Here is a 20273-nt window from a genome sequence, read left to right on the forward strand (position 1 = left end):
TCAGATGATTCAGAATCCATTGTGTATAGAAGACAAAAGGATGTGAAAATTATTACATGGGAGACTCAGCCATCTCAAACTTAATCGTGCTGTTTATTGCAGGTGCTGAAATAATTTTTTCCTTCCCATTCATGTAATGTACCGTGAGCGACTCAACTTGTTGTTCGTTACCCAAACCAAAGAAAATTTGATTTCCCTGATAAGCGCATAAGCCTTGGGTAGGCACAAAAAACCGTGTTAACGTTTTGCCGTTTGTTAGTTTTAATTTTAAAACTGCCCCAAGTGCCTCCGGTGCATTAGGCATAATAACCTTGATATAATTATTATTTCCACCCTGGTTAATAAAGGCTTTCAAGGGACCCGCTAAATTGGTATAAACCAGATCAGCATAGCCGTTTCCACTGAAATCAGTACTCAATGGTGAAATGGCATAATAAGGATCTTCAGCGTTTGCCTGTTTTTCAATGGATGCATAGGTGTTATTGGGCAATTCCTTTAAAACGCGTCCGGGTAAGCGGAAAATCCAGTGTAGAGGAAACTGGACATAATTTTGGGCGATTACCAAATCTTGTTTGCCGTCGTTGGCGAAATCCTGAAAGAGAACGCCCCAGCCAAATTCGTAATCGGCAGTTTTAGTTTGTTTGGCCACGTCTTCAAATTGAAAATTGCCGCGATTCGCCAGAAAAATATTGTCCCTTAATAAGTACTGATTTTTGTTCAAATCGCCGCGTACAATGAAATTTGGAGGTGTTGAACCAATATTCCACCAATAAAAAGGACCTATGTTACTAAAGAACAAATCGGGAAGCCCGTTGTTGTCATAATCGCCCACTGCAATACCCATGGGATAGGAGTAGACAGCCGAAGTGGGGTTGGGCATATTCTTAAAGGTTAAATTACCCATATTTTTATAAGTCCTGACTTGGCCGGTATCGTGTGCAACCACCAGGTCAAGTTCATTATCCCCATCTAAATCAACAAAGACGCCCTGAAAAGTATTATGAATATAATCAAGTCCGGCTGCATCGGTTATATCGGTAAATGTATTGTCGCCATTGTTTTTTAAAAGCAGGCTTTTAGCGCCATAGTTTTTCTTATTAAATATCGTTTGACCTTCTACATAAGCCGGTTTCAGGTACATTGCAATGTAAAGATCAACCGTTCCTTTTTTCTGTAAATCTGCATGTGCAATAGAGATAGGAGCGAATCGTTCATCAATTGCGATATCAAGCTTCTTAACAGTAAAGACTCCTTGATTATTTTCATAAAAATAAATACCGCTGTCTCTGGCTACAAAGAGGTCGGGTAATTGATTCCCCGTTGCATCGACGGCGACGACGGCGTAGGTGGTATCATTGGCTGGTTTGGTTAATCCGGCTTCGTTCGATACATCGATAAACTGGTTATTTCGATAAACAAACAATTTATCGGGCTGATTATAGCCGCCGCCTGCAAACAAATATTGTTCCCCCTTGCCAAGAAGATCGAAAATAGCTGCTCCCATAAATGGAAGGGAGTGATTCTTGTCATATTGATGAGTAAAACCCACATCCACTTCCTTAAAGTGAGGAGTAGATTCGGTATAGGTTTGCTCCGGGTAGGGGTTGGTAGGCCAAGTAATTTTACGGAAAGTAATGGCGAGAACAAGAATGATTAGGAGAGTGAAAATAATTTTCAAGATCATTTCAAGATCCTTCTACTTAGATCTAACTATGTAAATCTTAGTATTTAATGGAAAAAAATCAAATAAATAATCGTTGGCAATCTGGAGAATAAACCAGGCAGTTTAGTTGTGGAAATGGATAGCTTGATTACGCTAGGTTTCAGCAAGGCTTTGGGTTGACACGATGACAATTTTGGAGGAGGGCTTGAATTTTAAGCCCCGATTCAAGCTTTGCCCTCCCTGGTTTGTTCGATTAGGGATGGGGTACTTCCATCATGAGGTTCTCATTAGACTTCCCATCAGAGTTCTGATGAGTGCTACTCACTAACCCCTTCCAAACCACGATCAAAACGATTCCCCAGAAAACAATATTTAAAACCCCGGCTTCACCCGCCATATAAATGTAATAAGGGTTTTTCACATTGAATTGATAGGAACAGATTTGCCAAGTGGCATTAGAGGCCGAGTGGAATAGGACGCACGGCCATAGGCTTTGGCTTTTCCAGCGGATCCAGCCTATTGCAAAGGACATTAGTACGATTGTGACTGTAAACAGTAAGGTGTTTATCAATAAATTACCTTCTTCGTAATAGGTGCCAGGAAAGATAAAGATAAAATGCCAAACAGCCCAGGTGATTCCAGTAAGAAACAGGCCAGGTCGTAAGCCAAATAAGTTGATGAGCTTTGGTTGTAAAAATCCTCTCCACCCTATCTCTTCAGTCATTGCCCAAAGCAGAGGCCACATGAACATGAATAAAAAGGTGTGATAAATGACAGTATATGCGGGTAGTTTTAAATCCAATGAGAAATACCCTAAACGAGTTGCCAGTAGATAACTGGTTACAATCGCGGCAGCGGGTAAACTAATAGCAATGAGGTACCATTGCACGTTACCCAGGTTAAAAAGACCTAGCTCTTTAAATCCCACCATTTTCTGTCTAGACAAGAGAATCAGGCCTAGTACTACTACGGCAGGGGCAGCTTGTGAAAGCGCATTCGCTAAAATAGAGTTTGAACTGGTTAATAAAAAAGTTAATGCGAAGGTCGTTACCGTAAAAGCGCTTATAATTTTTAGTTGATTCATGAATTCTCCGGACTCACATTCGATTAATTCAAGCTAAGAGAGCAAGGATTAACGCTCTGTAGTGATTCCTGAAAACATTGGCTTTTTCCGGAGAATCACCGCAAAGTAATAAGATTATTGAGCATTTTTGGGGTTTTTAAATGCACGTTATAAGTGCTGATAGAAGGAACGGCAATCAACTACCAGCTGACTACAATTAAACTGCGCTCATACTAGACGATTTCGCGTCTATTTTTCAATGGCTAGTTGGCAAGAAAACTCGTTATTTCCTCTGTGTTATCCCCATGCTTGCAGTTTGGGTGCGAATTTCTTGCATCAGTAACCGACGTTCATACGATTGATTTTTAGCAAAAAAAGTATACAAAGAGGCATTATTTGCTTTATCGGGCGAGATAGTTACTACAAAATCATGCAAGAAACCAATATCGCGCTCACTCCTACACCATGCACCGACTGGCATATCGGGCACCAGTAAATTTAAACCATTCGCAATTAATGTCTTCATGGTTTGCTCGGTATACTCTGTTTTAATTAAAGAAAACAGGGGGGGTAATCCTTTCCTATTGGGGCTATTAAGGTAGGGGCGCATTAGTTTATGTCCCAATAGCTCCGGAACGTGTAATTGTTTAGATGCAAGGACATGATGCATGATAGTGTCACCAAATGTATTGATGCATGCAAGCGGTAAATGCTTGCCTTGTACGCTATTGAGCAGAGCAATTAAAATATCAGGACTATTAATACAAGTTAAACTGGATTCGTTATACTTTTCTGGATCATAGGCAAATACGTCACATCCCTCACTAATGAGGTAATTGAGTGTTGAATAATCGTAGTGTTTATCATAACTACTCTTGATAAGCCATTGATCTCCAATACGGTAGCCGTAGGGCGCTTGATAGACAACTAATCGATGATTAATTTGTAATTTAAGTAATAGTGTTTCTATAGTCGGCGGTTCTTTGTTTGCGACAAAAAATAGAAGTGCCAGCAAAATATCAACGTGAGTTTTGAATGGATCAAATGACTCCGGTGTTGGAAACAAAATTTTTAAGGCAAGCCACTGTTTCTCAATTAATTGAGGTGAACTATTTGTATTAGTCGTTAGCAAGCAGGGGCCTAACAACCCTTTTTGTAAGAGCGTTTGACGGACTTCCGAACTATTGATTAAGGCGCTGATATCGCGATCATCGCGATACAAAAGAAACTCATCAATTAACGCTCTACACCATATATCGCTTTCATGACGATTTTGGATAAGCTTGGCTATCTTATTAATTGTCTCCTTTTTGACTACCTCTTTTATTTTATTTTTGTCGTATGGTGTTAATTCATATTTTCCAAACATTCTCATTCCATGAATAAAACAGGCATTATAGAAAGTTGGCTGGTGAATAGAAACGGCAGGACTAACTCTCATGGATACAATAATGAAAACAGTAAATTGGTAGGGGGAGTAACAATGAGATTAACAGGCAAAGATGTAATGCATGCCAATACCACGCAATAACTCATCTTTTACCTACTGGCATTATATAAAGAGGGGTTTCTTCTTTAGGAAGTGCAAGTATTGCTCTAAAAGCGGGCTCATCCAAAGCCCCTATGATAACGGTTCCAAGCCCTAGAGCAGTGACTTGTAAGCACACGTTTTGTGCCGCATGTCCAATTTCCATATGTACATATTGTTTGCCGCGATTGCCATATTTCTTTGTAGTTCTGGCATACACAGCAGTCATTACTAGATTAACTGGTGCAAATTTTATCGAATTTTGCTGCAGAGCGGCTGCTGTTAACGCGGTTCGCTTATCGCCTTTGACCATGAGTTGTAGCGCATGTTCTGCTGGTAAATAATGATAGACGCCCGTCGGTAAACCACGAACGTTGCCACTAACCAAGTAAATTTCCAAGGGGTACAAGGCACCTGCTGAAGGTGCTGTACGAAATCCCTCTGGCGAAGTGATACCTTGTGCCGCCCAGAGTAATTGTGATACTTGCTGCAACGTTATAGCATCCTCTTTATATTGTCTTATCGACCGGCGCTGTTTGAGTGCTTTTTCAAGGGAGGTTGTACTGTCATAAAGTGGGGCGGGCAATTTTATTTTGGTCTCAGCGGTCACTCGTGAGGAAGGACTTGGTTTATTAATCTCTGGTATAACCAGGCTTAAAATCATCACTCCCGTAATGACAAAGAATAGTATCCAAAGCTTTTTCCTTGAACTATTAGTCCAGTGCATATCTATTTCCCTTAGATGATGTTGTCAGCAAAATCTGAAATATTATTGCCTTGACTTATTTTTGACAGACGACTGACCAATTAACCGCCTGTAAAACACGCCCTCCTGTTCACAAACTCACATGATTTTCTTGCGCTAACCATTCTTTGATTTCACGCTGAGAATCGTTAATCACCTGAATTAATTGATGGTATAATTGTTCTAGCTTGTGAGTGTGGCCCGCTTTATGATAACGCTCTAAATACTGACAAGCATATTTAAGTCGAATTGTTCCACAATAAACTGCGCCGCTTTTAAGCTTATGGGCTAAATCTTCAACCTTATCCCAGTTTTGCTCATTATAGGCGCTTTGAATCTTTAGTGAATCTCCAGGAAGTTCCTGATTTAACATCAATGAAAGCAACTCTCGAAGTACATCTTCATTACCAAGATTGGTTATACCTGTTTCCAGATCAAACAGTGGATAATGATCTAGAAGAAAGAGTTCGTCTTCTGTTTCAGGCAAATCGACGCCTAACGTTTTCGTTTTTTGTATGTTGCATGATTTAATAAATTGATTGATTACCGTTTGTAATGTTGCTAATTGAATTGGTTTACTGATGACCATATTCATGCCTGCCTGTAAGGATTCTGGCTTGGCAGCTATTAAGCCATGTGCGGTTAAGCCGACAATAGGAATAGACGGTAGACTATTGTCAGTTTCCCACTTGCGGATGGCTCGAGCTAACTCGTTACCTGACATGCCAGGTAAGCCAATATCAGTAAGAATTAAATCAAAATGTTGAGAGGTAGCTAGTTTAAAGGCTTTTTCACCATCCGTCGCTGAAACAAAGCGACAACCCGTTTGTTGCGTAATGGTTTCTACAATTTTCAAAGCAATTAAATTGTCTTCTACCAATAAGAGGTAAGGCGAGTCGCTATCAGCGGGCAGTTCTAAACTGGAGTTTGAGGGTTGAATGTTGATCGGTTCTTTTGAAGAGGAGGTATTGGCAGGTTGAATAGGCTCAGAAAAGACGGCATCTTCTTTTTTTCCGATAGCCATCGATAAGGTGAAATAAAAGGTAGTTCCCTTTCCTTCCTCGCTTTCTAATTGAATTTTGCCGCCTAGAAGAGAAACGTACTTTTCAACAATGTGTAATCCCACGCCATGGCCATGATATTCTCCTTTATAAGAAGGGGAGATGCGATAAAATCGTTCAAAAACCTTGGATTGTAATTCCTTAGGAATACCAGTGCCTGTATCCGTGATTCTAAAATCAAGCTCTATGCGTTCATTAGTCTTTGAACGCTGGGAAATGCCTATTAGGACGCGCCCATTTTCTGTAAATTTTATGGCGTTACCCACTAAATTAAGTAGAATCCGGTGTAATTTAAACCGATCTGAGACAAGAAACTGAGGGATTTGTTGATCAATTTTCACCTCTAAATTTAAGTTTTTCTGGTAGATCATGGGTTGTTCCAGCCGAACAATACCTTCAATACTTTGGCGAAGATCGAACGTTTCCTGATGGATATCTTCTTCACTGACCTGTTCAGCAGAAACGACATCTAAAACGCCATTAAGTAATTTTAATAATTGCTCACCACTTTCATTAACCCAACGTGCATACTGTTTTTCTTGAGGATTACCGGCACCTTCTTCCAGGAACTTGGACATCCCAATAATACCACTTAAGGGTGTACGGATATCATGACTCATGTTTGCTATAAATTCTGTTTTTGCCTGATTAGCCGTCTCGGCTAATAGTCTCGCTTCTTTTAAAGCCGTGATATCGACCGAAATTCCTGCAACCCCCACTACTTTACCTGTATTATCTCGCAGTGGGACGCGACTTGTTAAAAGGTTTAACACGGTATTGTTAATATGAGGAATAGGGGGATCTTCAATACCAAAAATGGGCTGCCCCGTAGTCATAACCTGTAGATCATCATTTTTTAATTTTTCAGCAAGACCTTTAGGCCAATTGCATAACACTGCAAGCTCCTCATAGGATTTTCCTTTGAATTGCTCACGAGTCATGTTTAGCATAGATAATACATTTTGGTTGCAGCCTAACATTAAGCAATCTTTATCCATCCAGTAAACATTACACGGCATATTCTCAATAAGGGTTTCCAAGCGAAATATTTCGTTATGCTGTTTTTTAATTTCATAATTAGTTGTTTGCAAAATTAGGAAATTGGTATCATTAATTTTGATTCGCTCAATAAGCCATGTCAGACTGAGTTCCTCTCCTGCATTCGCGGGAATGGAGTGAATTAAGTTCGCGCCCAAGAAACGCTGCCAGTCCTGCTTGGAAAAACAATTTTTAGTAGATTGAAGACAGAATTCATTAAACGATTTCCCTAGCGCTTCCGCTGCTGGGCAATTAAATAATTTTTCAGCTATGGGATTATAAATCACAATCCTCGATTCATGGTCTAAAAGAATGATGGCTTCCTGACTATGCGCCACGAGAAACTGCGCGAGTTGATTATGAATAATTAAGTCGTTGTGATCGATTTTCACGCTAGTATGTTATCCTTATGCCATTTTGGTAAGTAACAAAGTAATAAGTACTCGGAGTTTTCCTGGTAATCAATTTATTGTATTTCTTTTGAATTATATACCATTGAGGATCCTAATATGGAGATAACCACCTGCCTTATTGGTGAAGATAGTTTAGTTATTCAGTGTGGTGATCAACTTTTATCCCGCAATCATCGCATACACTTGGTTATTTCGCCACTGCACAGTGTTCAAGAGTGGGCTGAAGAACATGGAATTTCCTGGATTGCCAGTATTGATAAGCTTGCAAATATCGAGCCTTTTCAGGTTGATTATTTGTTCAGTATTGTGAATAGTCGCATTTTATCAAAATCAATTCGAAATTTAGCCCGCTGTTATGCCATTAACTATCATGATTCACTTTTACCCAAATTTGCAGGTCTGAATTCTACCTCCTGGGCACTTGTTCACAACGAAAAAGAGCATGGTGTCACATGGCATATCATGAATGACAAGATTGATGAGGGGGAGATTGTTTATCAACAGTCCTTGCCAATCCATCCTAATGATACGGTGCTTACATTAAATTTGCGTTGTTATGAAAATGCGATTTCATCCTTTACTCAGATGATTAAGCTTATCGAAGCCGGTTTGCTTGCACCTAGAAAGCAAGTGCTTGATAGGCGCAGTTATTTTGCTGCAAATCATCATTTACCGTGTTTTGGATTTATTGATTGGCGGCTTTTTTCAGCCAAAACGATTGAGCGCATCACGCGAGCTTTATCCATTCAAAAATATAGTAATCATGTTGGCACCTTAAAATTACTGGCAGACAGGGACTATGCGATTGTTTCCCAGGTTGAGCTGGTAAGCGCTCCCAACACCGCTGAGAATAAATTAGGTACAATCCTGGCTATTGAAGAAAACGGCCTTGTCGTTAGCACAGTAGGTCAACCTATTAAATTTGTTGAATTACTCTCCTTGGCAGGTGAGCCAATTTCAATTAAAGATTGGGTCAATAGTCATGGCCTGCAAGTTGGGCAAGTCTTACCTTACTACAGGGTAAAAGATATAGAAGCGCAAAGGAAATACCACAGCTCTGCATTAGCTAACGAGCGCTATTGGATTAGTAAAATAAAAGCGATATCTGAGCATAATACTTTTAACCTACAGCGTCTCAAACAATCGATGGAATTTGAACGTTTGGAAACATCCATCAGCTTAAATGACATCTTCCCCAGCAAACAATTTGATAACAAGGTAGAACTGCTATTAACAGCCATATTAATCTATTTGTATCGCCTAAATAACCAGGAACAGCTATCAATTTCAATTGTTCAGCCTGAGTATAATCATCTTCAAGAGCAATTCGGCCCTTTATTTTCAGGGTTTTTACCGTTGCTTTTCCATAAAGAAAATGATTTTTCATTTCAAGAGGCACTTGAATCGGTAACCAAATCATTGGTCGAACTCGATAAGCGCTCTGTATTTCTGAGTGATATTGCTGCAAGACACCCTGAGTTGAAAGGAAGTCAAATGGAATCAGGGATTGTTATTAATCTTTCAGGGGCTAATAAAGATTATCCTTGCCAAACGGAAACGGTGCTTTATTTTAATTTGGATCCGGATAGAGGTAAAATTGAGATTCTGCATCGTATGGAGCTGAACAGAGATGATTCGTTACTGAAAGAACTCATGTCGCATTGTACCCAGCATCTCGTTAATATTCTTATCCAGTTAATTAATCACCCTTTTGTTAGTGCAAGAAAGTTTTGCTTTTTGACACAAGCTGAACGTTACAACTTATTGCAGGTATGGGGAAAAGGAAAGACGAGATACCTGCCTGAAAAATCACTGGTAATGCTTTTTGAAACCCAAGTGGCAAACAATCCAGACAAGGTGGCTATTTATTTCAATCATTTATCAGTCACTTACTTGGAGCTGAATGAACTCGCTGAGCGGGTTGCCAATCGCATACGGCAGCGACAACTTCCTCCACAACATTTTATCGGATTGTACCTTCAGCGAAGTATAGAGATGCTTGCTGTGATACTAGGGATTTTAAAGGCCAATTGTGCCTATGTTCCTCTGGATACCAAATATCCTTTACTGAAAATAGAACAAATTGTTGAAGATGCTAATCTTTCTTGCCTTTTTATCCAGCAAAAATCAGTGGAACAATTTAACGATTTTTTCAAGCAAAAAGAGAAAAAGGTTGAGTTGTTAACCGTCGAGGCTATTTTATCGACTCCGCAAAAGGCCTGCGAGCAGGTACCAGACGGGTTAACCATAACAAATAAGATTGCTTATATTATGTTTACTTCGGGTACAACAGGGAGGCCAAAGGGAGTTGTTGTCACCCATAAAAACATTATTAATTATTGCAAGTGGTTCACTGAGACAACCCATTTTGATGAAAAATGTACTATTGATTTCTCGTCATCCATTGCGTTTGATCTCTCTGTGCCTTGTACCCTTGCTCCTTTATTAGTGGGGGGGGCCATTGCTATAGCCACTGATGCCCAAAAAACAAATCCACAACTTTACCTGACCCATCTTAAAAAGCACCTGGTCACTCATGCGGAGTTAACCCCTGGTTATCTTGAAATGTTGTTGAATTACCCTCAGGAAGTAATTGATTTGGTTCATTTACGTTATTTGTTACTCGGGGCTGATGTGGTTTTAAGTACTGATGTGAAACGATGGTTATCGTTATGCCCTCACCATCAGGTCATCAATGAATATGGTCCTACAGAAACGACGGTGTCAGTCACTTCTTATTTTGTGAATAAGGATGAGTTGGATAATGGAACCTCAGTTCCGATTGGCCAACCGGCTTTTAATTCGACCGGTTATGTTCTCGATCAATACAAAAATCTCTGTCCTTTTGGTGTAAAAGGAGAGCTATATATTGGTGGAGCTCAAGTAACCAAAGGTTATCTGAATCGGCCTGACCTGACACAAGAGAAGTTTATCCATGTAGATTTCACCAAGCCCAATGAAGTGCTTTATCGTACGGGCGATATGGTGTGTTGGTTGCCAGGTGGAAGTTTGCAGTTTTTTGGAAGAAACGATCACCAAGTCAAAATTCAGGGTTACCGTATCGAATTACCGGCTATTGAATCGATTTTGGTTAAATTCCCTGGAATTCATCAAGCAGTGGTTGTCGTGATGCGAGGAAAATCAAAAGAAGCTTATTTGCGAGCCTATTTGGTGACTGATAAAAAGCCAAAAACCAGCAACGAATTAAGGGAGTATTTGGCTGACTATCTGCCTGGCTATATGATACCGCGCGAATTTTGTGTCATAAAATCAATTCCTTTAAAAGAGAATGAAAAAATAGATTTTACTTCATTAGAACGGCAAGGATTTCAACTTTTACGATTTAATGAACAAGATACAATTGATGCATTAACACCCCACGAAAAGGAAATCAAAGGAATTTGGGAGCAAATTTTTCACAGGAAGGTCCATTCTGCCCAGGAGGATTTTTTTGCCATGGGGGGCGATTCACTCACGGCTTTGCAGCTCATATCCACTTTAAAAACGCATTACAATTTAAATTTGCCCCTGCAATTAGTGTTTGAGTATCCAACTATTTCAAGTTTAGCGACCAAAATTGATGAGTTTTTAGCGAGTAAACGTTCAGAAAAGCATTTTTCTATCAAAGCAAATCCTTTAATTAAACTGGCAACCGGTAAAGACGAGCCGCCTTTGTTTTTAGTGCACCCCGTGGGTGGCTCAGTCTTTTGGTATAAGCAATTAGCTTCATATTTGCATGGTAAATACACTGTTTATGGTATTCAGGATCCTAATCTGGATGGAATGCTTCTTCGCTTTAACGCTTTGGAGGAGATGGCCAGTTTTTATTTGCAGGAAATAAAAAAAGTGTATTCAGGTGATCAATACTGCCTGGGAGGAGCCTCATTCGGCGCTACAGTTGCTTTTGAAATGGCAAAACAACTCGTCAATGAAAAAAAATCCATTCAATTTCTAGGGTTGTTCGATGGGTGGGCTCATTATCCTCATGACTTAATGCAGGAAGATACATCCATATTCTTAAGCCAGACAGAAGATAATCAATCCACGATCAATAACAAGACAAAAGAGTCTTTATATGAATTGGAACAATATCGAAAGACGTTATTACTCAATTATAAACTCTCTTCCTTGAAGGCGGATGTGACCTTATTTAAGGCAAGTGAATTATGGCCTTCATTTAAACTCATTGATGACTTTAATAATGGTTGGCGTCCTTATGTTGAGGGTGAAATTAAGCAGTATGCGATATCTGGGAATCATGAAACCATGTTTTTTGAGCCCTATGTCCAGCGATTAGTAGAATGTCTTTCCATGAAAATATAATGGTTTACCTGGCTAATGAGGATTAATTAATCTCAGGCCACTGGTTAATAAACGTCCATTATTGAGTGTTGCCTTAAAGCAGGTCTGGACAAATTCTTGGATAGGTTTACCGCCAAAATTAATTCAGGTGCCCGGGTGCCCAGGGTTCTCAGGATGAACTCACCAAGGGGTTTTCCAGCTGTTTTTGATAGTCGCGCCACTGGGGCATAAATCGGGTCATTAACGCATGGAAACGCTTATTGTGGCTAGCTTCCAATAGATGAACCATTTCATGAACTAAAACATATTCCAGGCAGGCCAATGGTTTTTTAATCAGATTAAGATTCAGCCAGATTCGTTGCGCACGGACGTTGCAAGAGCCCCAGCGGGTTTTCATTAGTTTGATTCCCCAGCTGTTCACGTTTACCCCGATTATTGGTTCCCATTTCTGTAGTAGTTGGGGTAAAACTGCTTTCATTTGTTCTCTGTACCAGCTTTTTAATAGGACTTCTCTAATGGTTACCGTTGAATCAGCTTTGGTAAAACAGTGGATAAAGCGGTCATCAATAACGATTTTTGCCTGTTGACTATTCTCGTGAATAACGAATGCAAATGATTTACCTAAAAAATAGTGATGTTCGCCTGTTTCAAAACGAGGGCTGGGTGGGGGGGGATTTTGAGTTAAACGGGCTCGCTGGGCATGAATCCAGGCGCTTTTAGCTTCCAGCTGCCGGTGAATCAGGGCCATAGAAAATCTTAATGGTACGCTGACCCTAACCTCACCATGAGGCGGATATATACGTAGATGTATGTTTTTTATCGGTTTTCTTATGATATTTATAACAATCCCATCAATTTCAAGTTGATTGTGCGACATAGAAGCAAGTAATAAAAAACAAGAAATGGTAGTTATAAATTGATGAGGGTAGATAGTCAATTGATTAGTGGACCTTATGGTCTTTAGCTTGGGAAATAGGAAGCGATGAATCAGGACTTACGAAAAAAGTCGAGACAAAATGTTAACGAAGAGATCGGCGTTTTTCGTAAGTTCTGTGAATCTATCAGAAGCGCTCATCAGGGACACAAGGACTATCGACATATTCACCATTTATTTTCAATACCATATTCACGCTGGCACGATGGTAGCGAACTAATTGTTCGTATTGGGCGGGGGTCAGATAGCCATAACTGTTACCACAATAAACCAGTGAATGGGCGGCGCGCGAAGATTTAACTTGTATGGGGATATCACAATCCCAACGAAAGCGTGTCAAATCACAGTTAGCAAAGGCTGTGCTCAATGGCAGTATAAACAGAAGCGACGCTAGATTGATTGTTTTCATAGACTAACACTCCGTTGTTCTATTCTAATATTATCGGCTATTACGCAGAATTCTGATAGTGAAGCATGCTTGAACTATGCCAAGTTAGTAAACGATTCCTTCATGGCGTAGTAGATCTGTTTTGTAATGCAGAGCGGTAGTTCGCCCCATATAGCCGCCACAGTTGGTTTTGCCAACTACACGATGGCAAGGAATAAACAAGGCTAAAGGATTACTTTTACAAGCCTGGCCAATAGCACGGGGACTTGATTGCAATGTCTTTGCCAATTCACCATAGGTAAAGGTGCGGCCTACGGGAATAACCAGTAAAGCATTCCAAACCCGCTGCTGATAGAGAGTACCTTGTGGTTTTAATGGCAATTGAAAACGATAGTGAGGGTTTTGGAAATAATGATCGATTTCCATCGCAATGGTGTTGGTCAGTTGATTAACCAGCTTGCTGGAAGTGGGCGATTCAGTAAAATTTGCGCGGTGGATATAATGCTCATCGTACTCAACTTCAAGCCAACCAACTGGTGTACTGAATTCGGTGACAATGAGCATTTTGGTCCGCAATTAACTTTCTTTTTTGCTAGTCAATTTTTCTTTGATACGTGCTGCACGGCCAGCTAAATCACGCAGATAATATAGCTTGGCACGACGAACATCACCACGACGCTTAACAGTAATGCTGTCTACAACAGGACTGTAAGTTTGGAATACGCGCTCAACACCAACGCTGTGAGAAATTTTTCGAACAGTGAACGCAGAATTTAAACCGCGGTTGCGTTTAGCAATGACAATACCTTCGAAGGCCTGTAAACGCTCGCGTGTACCTTCTTTTACTTTTACTTGTACTAAAACAGTATCACCTGGACTGAAATCAGGAATATTTTTGCCTTGCATTTGTTCGGCATTTAATTGGTCAATAATGTTCGTCATGGTCACTCCTCAAATGGGTATTCCTTTTAATCAGGAACCACCGTGTTCGCGTTTAAACTCGACAAGCAACTGCTTGTCCGTATCACTTAACTGTATTTTCTCTAATAAATCCGGACGTTTCAGCCAGGTTTTACCCAGCATTTGTTTTCTACGCCAGCGCTCAATATCTCGATGATGGCCACCTAATAATACTGGCGGAACATCTAAACCGTTAATAGTAGCTGGTCTAGTGTAATGTGGACAATCCAGCAAACCATTCATAAATGAATCTTGTTCTGCAGAGCCCAAATGGCCAAGACTGCCAGGCAGAAGGCGTATAATCGCATCGATAAACACCATGGCTGCCAATTCACCACCACTTAAAACAAAATCTCCTAGCGACCATTCTTCATCAACATCATGTGTAATGATCCGCTCATCAATTCCTTCATAGCGTCCTGCTATAAAAAGCAGGGGCTGTTTGCTTGCTGCCACTTCATTCAAATCAAACTGGCGAACTACTTTCCCTTGTGGACTCAAATAGATGGTCTTACAAGAGGTCGGCAACTGAGTCTTTGCATGCTTAATTGCTGCATGTAAGGGCTCATACATCATGACCATACCCGGACCACCGCCATAGGGTTTATCATCCACCTGACGATAGGGCCTTGTCGCCCACTCACGGGGATTCCAACAGTCTACCTTCGCTAACCCTTGCTCAAGAGCCCGTCCCACTACACCGTGGTGCAAGCCATCAAACATCTCGGGCATCAGTGTTATCACACCTAAATGCAGCATTATCTAAAAATCCGCATCCCAGTCAACTCTTATAAGATTTTGGCCAGGATTGATGTCCATAATAAACTGATCCGGTAAATAGGGAATCAAATATCGCTTTGTTCCTTCTACAACCAAAACATCATTGGCTCCCGTCGGCATTACTTCTTTTACCTTGCCAAAGGAGATTCCTTGCAGATTAACAACCTCCATTCCAACAAGTTCATGCCAGTAATATTCGCCTGGCTTAAGTGAAGGAAGTTGACTGCGACTAATCGCGATATCACTATTAGTCAGGTTAGCCACCTGCTCTCGTTCGCTATAACCTTCAATCTGGGCAAGAATCAATTTATTGTTGACTTCTATGTGCAATACGCTAAGTGGTTGCCATTGTTTGCCAATATAGGCATGCCAATCTGTATAACGCAGGATATTATCACGAGGCTCGGTGAATGAATGAACAATAACGAGCCCTTTAATTCCATGCGCACGACCAAAACGACCAACAACAACCCAATCAGTAACCTTGTCCACGTTATTCAGCAGCAGCGCTCTTCTTGCTATATTCTTTGATTAAGGCACGAACACGATCAGATAACTGAGCGCCACTATTTTGCCAATGAGTTAATTTGTCCATTTCAATCTGCAGGCGAACTTCTTGACCACGCGCAACAGGGTTGAAATAACCAATTCGCTCAATATAGTTACCATCACGACGTCGGCGACTGTCAGTGACAACCATATTGTAAAAAGGACGCTTCTTTGCGCCAGCTCTTGATAAACGTATAACGACCATTGTTTTCCTCTACTTAGAGTGGTTACGTAAAAATGCCGTGTATTGTACGAAAATTAATTCGGCATGGGAAGTGATTACAGGAATTATTTCATATCATCGGGAAACAGCCCCTTTAAACCAGTCATGCCGCCCATCCCGCGCATTATTTGTTTCATGCCGCCTGGCTTGGTGAATTTCTTCATCATTTTTTGCATTTGCTCAAATTGTTTCAGCAGACGGTTAACATCCTGAATTTGAGTACCTGAACCAGCTGCGATGCGTTTTTTTCGTGAGCCGACAATAATTTTAGGAATACGGCGCTCTTTGGGGGTCATGGAATTTATAATAGCGACAGTTTGTGCCATGGCCTTGTCGTTGACTTGGCTTATTGCTTGTTGTGGCAATTGACTCATGCCAGGCAATTTACTCATCATACTGGCAATACCACCCATATTGTTCATTTGGAGTAGCTGTTGTTTAAAGTCCTCCAAGTCAAACCCTTTTCCTTTTTTAAGCTTTTTGGCCAGTTTTTCGCTGGCTTGCTTATCTGCTTTACGCTCGACTTCCTCAATCAGGGTAAGAATATCTCCCATACCTAGAATACGTGAGGCTATTCGATCTGGATGAAAAGGTTCTAGCGGATCAATTTTTTCACCGCTACCCAAAAATTTAATGGGTTGGCCGGTAATGTGTTTAACCGAAAGTGCTGCTCCTCCGCGGGCATCACCATCTGTTTTGGTGAGAATGACACCGGTCAAAGGCAAGGCTTCATGGAAGGCTTTGGCTGTATTCGCAGCATCCTGGCCCGTCATGCTGTCTACAACGAATAAAGTTTCTACCGGATTGACTGCTTTATGGAGTGCCTTGATCTCCGCCATCATCTCGGCATCAACATGTAAACGGCCTGCTGTATCAAAAATGACTACATCCATATATTGTTTTTTGGCGCTGTCCAAAGCTCTTTGGGCAATATCTAAAGGCTGTTGATGTGCTTCTGATGGAAAGAAAGTAACATCAAGTTGAGCAGCTAAAACTTTAAGTTGTTCAATGGCAGCGGGTCGGTATACGTCCAAACTCACTAACATGACTTTCTTATTTTCTGTTTCTTTTAGGTAGCGGGCTAATTTTGCACTACTGGTTGTTTTACCAGAGCCTTGCAAGCCTGCCATCAGGAATACTGCAGGGGGTTGGGTTTTAAAATTAAGCTCAGCGCGAGTATCACCTAAAATATGCACTAATTCATCATGAACAATTTTAACCAGCGCTTGATCGGGTTTTAAGCTCCCCTGGACTTCCTGACCAAGTGCCTTTTGTTTTACCTGCTCAATAAACTCTTTAATGACAGGTAAGGCCACGTCTGCTTCAAGCAACGACATACGCACTTCGCGTAGAGCATGTTGCATATTTTCTGGAGTAAAGCGACTTTGACCGCTAATCGTTTTAAAGGCTTGCGTTAAGCGTTCGGTTAAATTCTCAAACATGGTAATTACCTAATGCAAAAATTCTAACTATAGCACAGTGGCCAGGTTGCCAAAACTTTTATTGGCCAGGAAAGGCAGGATTGATTAATAAATTAGTCTCTTACTAATTTTTTTCATGCTTTTTAAGGGAATTGGCTATAGATCTTGTCTTTTTGATATGATGAACTAATTTTCTTTGCAATTACTTGGGGATATGTAGTGCATTTTTCTTTTTCTTTACCCACGCTTCTAATTGCTTTAGTGCTGCTGGTTTTATTATCAGCTTTTTTTTCTGGTGCAGAAATTGGCATGATGTCTTTAAACCGTTACCGTTTGCGCCATTTAGTCAAAAAAAATGATAAACAGGCTATACGTGTTAACCAAATGCTGGCTCGCCCCGACAAACTACTTAGTGTCGTGTTAATTGGTAATACGTTGGCGAATATAGTCGCCTCAACGCTAGCAACGCTTGTTGGCCAGCGTTTATATGGTGATGCTGGTGTAGCCATAGCGACTCTGATCCTAACATTGGTCATTCTCGTGTTTTCTGAAATGACGCCCAAGACCTTGGCCGCTTTGCATCCACAACAGGTTGCTTTTACTTCGTCTTTTCCGTTGCAAATTTTGCAAATTATTCTTGCTCCTTTGGTTCAAACAATCACATGGATCACCAATACTATTTTGCGTTTATTTGGCGTCACCCTCGATAAGGTACAAAAAGAAGCTTTATCCGGAGAGGAATTACGTTCAGTAGTCCATGAGGCAGGGGGGCTTTTACCTGTTGAGCATAAAAGTATGTTGATCAGTTTGCTTGATTTGGAGCAAGCAACTGTTGAAGACATCATGATTCCGACAGCGGATATTATTGGTCTTGATTTGGAGCAATCCTGGCATGACTTACTTGAGCAGTTAGAAACGGCACAGCATACCCGGCTTCCTCTTTATCGCGATACGATTGATAATCTGGTCGGTATGGTCCATGTGCGAAGTGTACTGAATTTGGCTTTAGAAGAACGTCTTGATATGGATAATTTATTAAAAATCGCCGATGCGCCTTATTTTATTCCAGAAGCAACCCCTCTTAATGTGCAGATTTTAAATTTCCAGAAAATGAAAAAACGCAGTTGTTTTGTGGTGGATGAATATGGTGAATTGTTGGGCTTGGTGACGATGGAGGATATTCTTGAGGAAGTCGTTGGCGAATTTACAACTGATATTGCAGCCTTGAGCAAGGACATTACCCAGCAAGAGGATGGTTCTGTTATCGTTGATGCCAGTATTACTTTACGCCATTTAAAGCGCTTACTGAACTGGCAGTTACCTTCCTTGGGACCGCGCACATTGAGTGGTTTAATCATTGAGCATTTGGGCTATATCCCTCCACCGGATTGTTGTCTGCAAATCGAGAGTTTTCAAATTGAAATACTCATGGTCAGCGATAATATGATTAAAACAGTGCGTATGCTTAAGGTGAATAAGAAGAGGAAATAATAGGGCAGGTTACATTTCTACTATCTTGGAGCTTATGGTGCGATTTTCTGCGCTTCGCTGCTCACATACTGGTGCGTATGCTCCGCTGCGATGCTCGAATATCGCACCATAAGCACTCAAGCTAGCGAAATATAAACAGCCCTAACGTTAGTTATTTTATTTCTTCGTTTTCTTTGACAGCTAATACCCGTGCAGTAAATAAATAACCGCCATTTCTAATGGTTTTAATCAGGGCTGGTTTTTTGGCGTTGGGTTCAATTTTTTGCCTTAAGCGGCTAATTTGGACATCAATGCGCCGATCAAAAGGGGTCAAATCCGTATTTTTTGTGAGTTGAAGTAAAAATTCGCGGCCTAAAACACGTTGTGGTTGTCGTACAAAAGCCAGCAACAATTCATACTCACCTACGCTCAGTGGTAACTCTTGATTTTTATTATCAAAGAGTTGCCGTGAAGCGGGATAAAGTCGCCAGTTGGCAAAAAGAAAAACATTTTTTTCAGACTCTGTTTCTTGCGTAGAGCGTTGTACTCGTCTACTAATGGCAGAAATCCGGGCATGGAGTTCACGAGGATGAATGGGTTTGATCAAAAAGTCATCGGCACCGGCCTCTAGCATGCGCACACATATATTTTCGTTTGCTTGTTCGCTAATAATAATTAAAGGCACCTGAAAACGATGATATAAATTATCGATCTGGGCTGGATCTTCTTGAATAAGAGCCCAATTGATTAGCAATGCCTCAGGTTGACTAATATTCCCACTGAGTTGTGAGAGATCAGTTTGTTGTTCAATCTGATAATCAAATTTAGCAAAATATTCTAAAAGACGCCCATCTGGTGGAGCATTATCAATGATGAGCAGATATTTGCGATGCATGAATCATTCTCCGTCATGAATGCAAATCAATTCTATACTTGGCAGGATTATATACTGTTTATTATCAAATTTGTGATTTTTTAGTTGATTGCCTTTATTTTAATTGCAAGAATTTTTTCCCCCTGGCTATAACTATCATACCTTCTGTTGTTTTCAACAGTCATTGCTAGTAATCACTGTTTCTAATTTGTAGAATAGAGCGCGTTTGTATCAGCGAATACTCATTATCAAATTTATAGCTTGAGGGGAAAAGCATGAATAAAATTATTGGCTTGTGTGGTTTAATAGTCTCTTTATTGTTGAGCAGCTGCTCGAAGGACATCGCGCCTGGTGATTACGATGTCAGTGAGGTTGGACGGTTAAAGAAAGTTGCTTCTGGTACAATCATTTCAAAACGGGCTGTTAAGTTTCATAGCAGAGATACTGCGAATAAAAAAACGGAGAAAGCACCTGGCAGTGAATACATTGATGGTGGCCGTGGCTATGTTTACGTGATTAAATTAAATAGTGGCGCCATTGTTTCTGTAGCTCAGGCAGAAGACTTAAACCTAAAAGTAAAACAACATGTTCTGGTTGTTTATGGTAAGAATACACGCGTACTGCCAGATAGCGGCACCGATAGTTAATTTTAGGGACTACAGCTGCCGAAAGGTATTTTGATGTACCTCTCGCTTACTAATTCTGGAATGATTTAAAGATAATCGTTTGTATTCGGGGGCAGCTGTAATTTTACCGACTCAATGAATCAATTACTTTGCTAAGGTGGTTGGGTAATCTTCAAGCGTGATTGAGTTGGCAGCACTATTAATTCGGTTTGTTCTCGCTAAATAAAAAATTCGA

General features: G+C 40.6%; 17 protein-coding genes. 3 read left to right on the plus strand and 14 right to left on the minus strand.

Features of this window, described 5'->3' with window-relative positions; translation table 11 throughout:
- Positions 1-52 precede the first annotated feature (52 nt).
- The 5 genes from ACN4Z1_RS12930 to ACN4Z1_RS12950 all read right to left on the minus strand — a co-directional run bounded on the left by ACN4Z1_RS12930 (position 53) and on the right by ACN4Z1_RS12950 (position 7490).
- The gene (locus ACN4Z1_RS12930; RefSeq protein ID WP_228363968.1) at positions 53-1684 is read right to left on the minus strand and encodes an FG-GAP repeat domain-containing protein; all 1632 of its coding nucleotides are present in this window, start codon (positions 1682-1684) and stop codon (positions 53-55) included.
- 232 nt (positions 1685-1916) lie between these two features.
- Positions 1917-2747 (minus strand): CPBP family intramembrane glutamic endopeptidase, encoded by an 831-nt coding sequence (locus ACN4Z1_RS12935; RefSeq protein ID WP_228363967.1) that lies wholly within the window; start codon positions 2745-2747, stop codon positions 1917-1919.
- Between the two features lie 262 nt (positions 2748-3009).
- Positions 3010-4095 (minus strand): hypothetical protein, encoded by a 1086-nt coding sequence (locus ACN4Z1_RS12940; RefSeq protein WP_228363966.1) that lies wholly within the window; start codon positions 4093-4095, stop codon positions 3010-3012.
- 163 nt (positions 4096-4258) lie between these two features.
- The gene (locus ACN4Z1_RS12945; protein WP_228363965.1) at positions 4259-4981 is read right to left on the minus strand and encodes a SagB/ThcOx family dehydrogenase; all 723 of its coding nucleotides are present in this window, start codon (positions 4979-4981) and stop codon (positions 4259-4261) included.
- Positions 4982-5090: 109 nt separating this feature from the next.
- Positions 5091-7490 (minus strand): ATP-binding protein, encoded by a 2400-nt coding sequence (locus ACN4Z1_RS12950; protein ID WP_228363964.1) that lies wholly within the window; start codon positions 7488-7490, stop codon positions 5091-5093.
- 117 nt (positions 7491-7607) lie between these two features.
- On the opposite strand from ACN4Z1_RS12950, the gene ACN4Z1_RS12955 reads away from it, so the two are divergent.
- Positions 7608-11834: an amino acid adenylation domain-containing protein gene (locus ACN4Z1_RS12955; protein ID WP_228363963.1), complete on the plus strand. Its 4227-nt coding sequence runs from the start codon at positions 7608-7610 to the stop codon at positions 11832-11834.
- 148 nt (positions 11835-11982) lie between these two features.
- Here ACN4Z1_RS12955 and ACN4Z1_RS12960 read toward each other — a convergent pair whose 3' ends face one another.
- The 8 genes from ACN4Z1_RS12960 to ffh form a co-directional block, all read right to left on the minus strand.
- Positions 11983-12690 carry a M48 family metallopeptidase gene (locus tag ACN4Z1_RS12960; RefSeq protein ID WP_228363962.1) on the minus strand — a complete coding sequence of 236 codons (708 nt, stop codon included), beginning with the start codon at positions 12688-12690 and terminating at the stop codon, positions 11983-11985.
- Between the two features lie 184 nt (positions 12691-12874).
- Positions 12875-13156, minus strand: a complete 282-nt coding sequence (locus ACN4Z1_RS12965) for a hypothetical protein (RefSeq protein WP_058443911.1) — start codon at positions 13154-13156, stop codon at positions 12875-12877.
- Positions 13157-13240: 84 nt separating this feature from the next.
- Positions 13241-13699 (minus strand): methylated-DNA--[protein]-cysteine S-methyltransferase, encoded by a 459-nt coding sequence (locus ACN4Z1_RS12970; RefSeq protein WP_228363961.1) that lies wholly within the window; start codon positions 13697-13699, stop codon positions 13241-13243.
- Positions 13700-13711: 12 nt separating this feature from the next.
- Entirely contained in the window at positions 13712-14077 is a 366-nt protein-coding gene (gene rplS / locus ACN4Z1_RS12975; RefSeq protein ID WP_115220364.1) for a 50S ribosomal protein L19, read from the minus strand.
- A 30-nt stretch (positions 14078-14107) separates the two neighbouring features.
- Positions 14108-14857, minus strand: coding sequence for a tRNA (guanosine(37)-N1)-methyltransferase TrmD (trmD, locus tag ACN4Z1_RS12980; protein WP_228364097.1), 750 nt, complete (start codon positions 14855-14857; stop codon positions 14108-14110).
- Positions 14858-15367 carry a ribosome maturation factor RimM gene (rimM, locus tag ACN4Z1_RS12985; protein ID WP_228363960.1) on the minus strand — a complete coding sequence of 170 codons (510 nt, stop codon included), beginning with the start codon at positions 15365-15367 and terminating at the stop codon, positions 14858-14860.
- Between the two features lies 1 nt (position 15368).
- Complete coding sequence (gene rpsP, locus ACN4Z1_RS12990) at positions 15369-15629, minus strand: 30S ribosomal protein S16 (protein WP_115220367.1); 261 nt, start codon at positions 15627-15629, stop codon at positions 15369-15371.
- A gap of 83 nt (positions 15630-15712) precedes the next feature.
- Positions 15713-17089, minus strand: a complete 1377-nt coding sequence (gene ffh, locus ACN4Z1_RS12995) for a signal recognition particle protein (protein WP_115220368.1) — start codon at positions 17087-17089, stop codon at positions 15713-15715.
- A gap of 198 nt (positions 17090-17287) precedes the next feature.
- On the opposite strand from ffh, the gene ACN4Z1_RS13000 reads away from it, so the two are divergent.
- A complete protein-coding gene (locus ACN4Z1_RS13000) occupies positions 17288-18559 on the plus strand; it encodes an HlyC/CorC family transporter (protein ID WP_115220369.1) in 1272 nt (423 codons plus the stop codon).
- A 151-nt stretch (positions 18560-18710) separates the two neighbouring features.
- Here ACN4Z1_RS13000 and ACN4Z1_RS13005 read toward each other — a convergent pair whose 3' ends face one another.
- On the minus strand, positions 18711-19433 hold the full coding sequence (locus tag ACN4Z1_RS13005) for a winged helix-turn-helix domain-containing protein (protein WP_228363959.1): 723 nt from the start codon (positions 19431-19433) through the stop codon (positions 18711-18713).
- 254 nt (positions 19434-19687) lie between these two features.
- Between ACN4Z1_RS13005 and ACN4Z1_RS13010 the strand changes: the two genes are divergently transcribed.
- Positions 19688-20059: a hypothetical protein gene (locus ACN4Z1_RS13010; RefSeq protein WP_115220371.1), complete on the plus strand. Its 372-nt coding sequence runs from the start codon at positions 19688-19690 to the stop codon at positions 20057-20059.
- Positions 20060-20273: the final 214 nt, after the last annotated feature.

Origin of the sequence: Legionella sp. ST3F1, assembly GCF_048553315.1 — a bacterium.
Classification (GTDB): domain Bacteria; phylum Pseudomonadota; class Gammaproteobacteria; order Legionellales; family Legionellaceae; genus Tatlockia; species Tatlockia donaldsonii.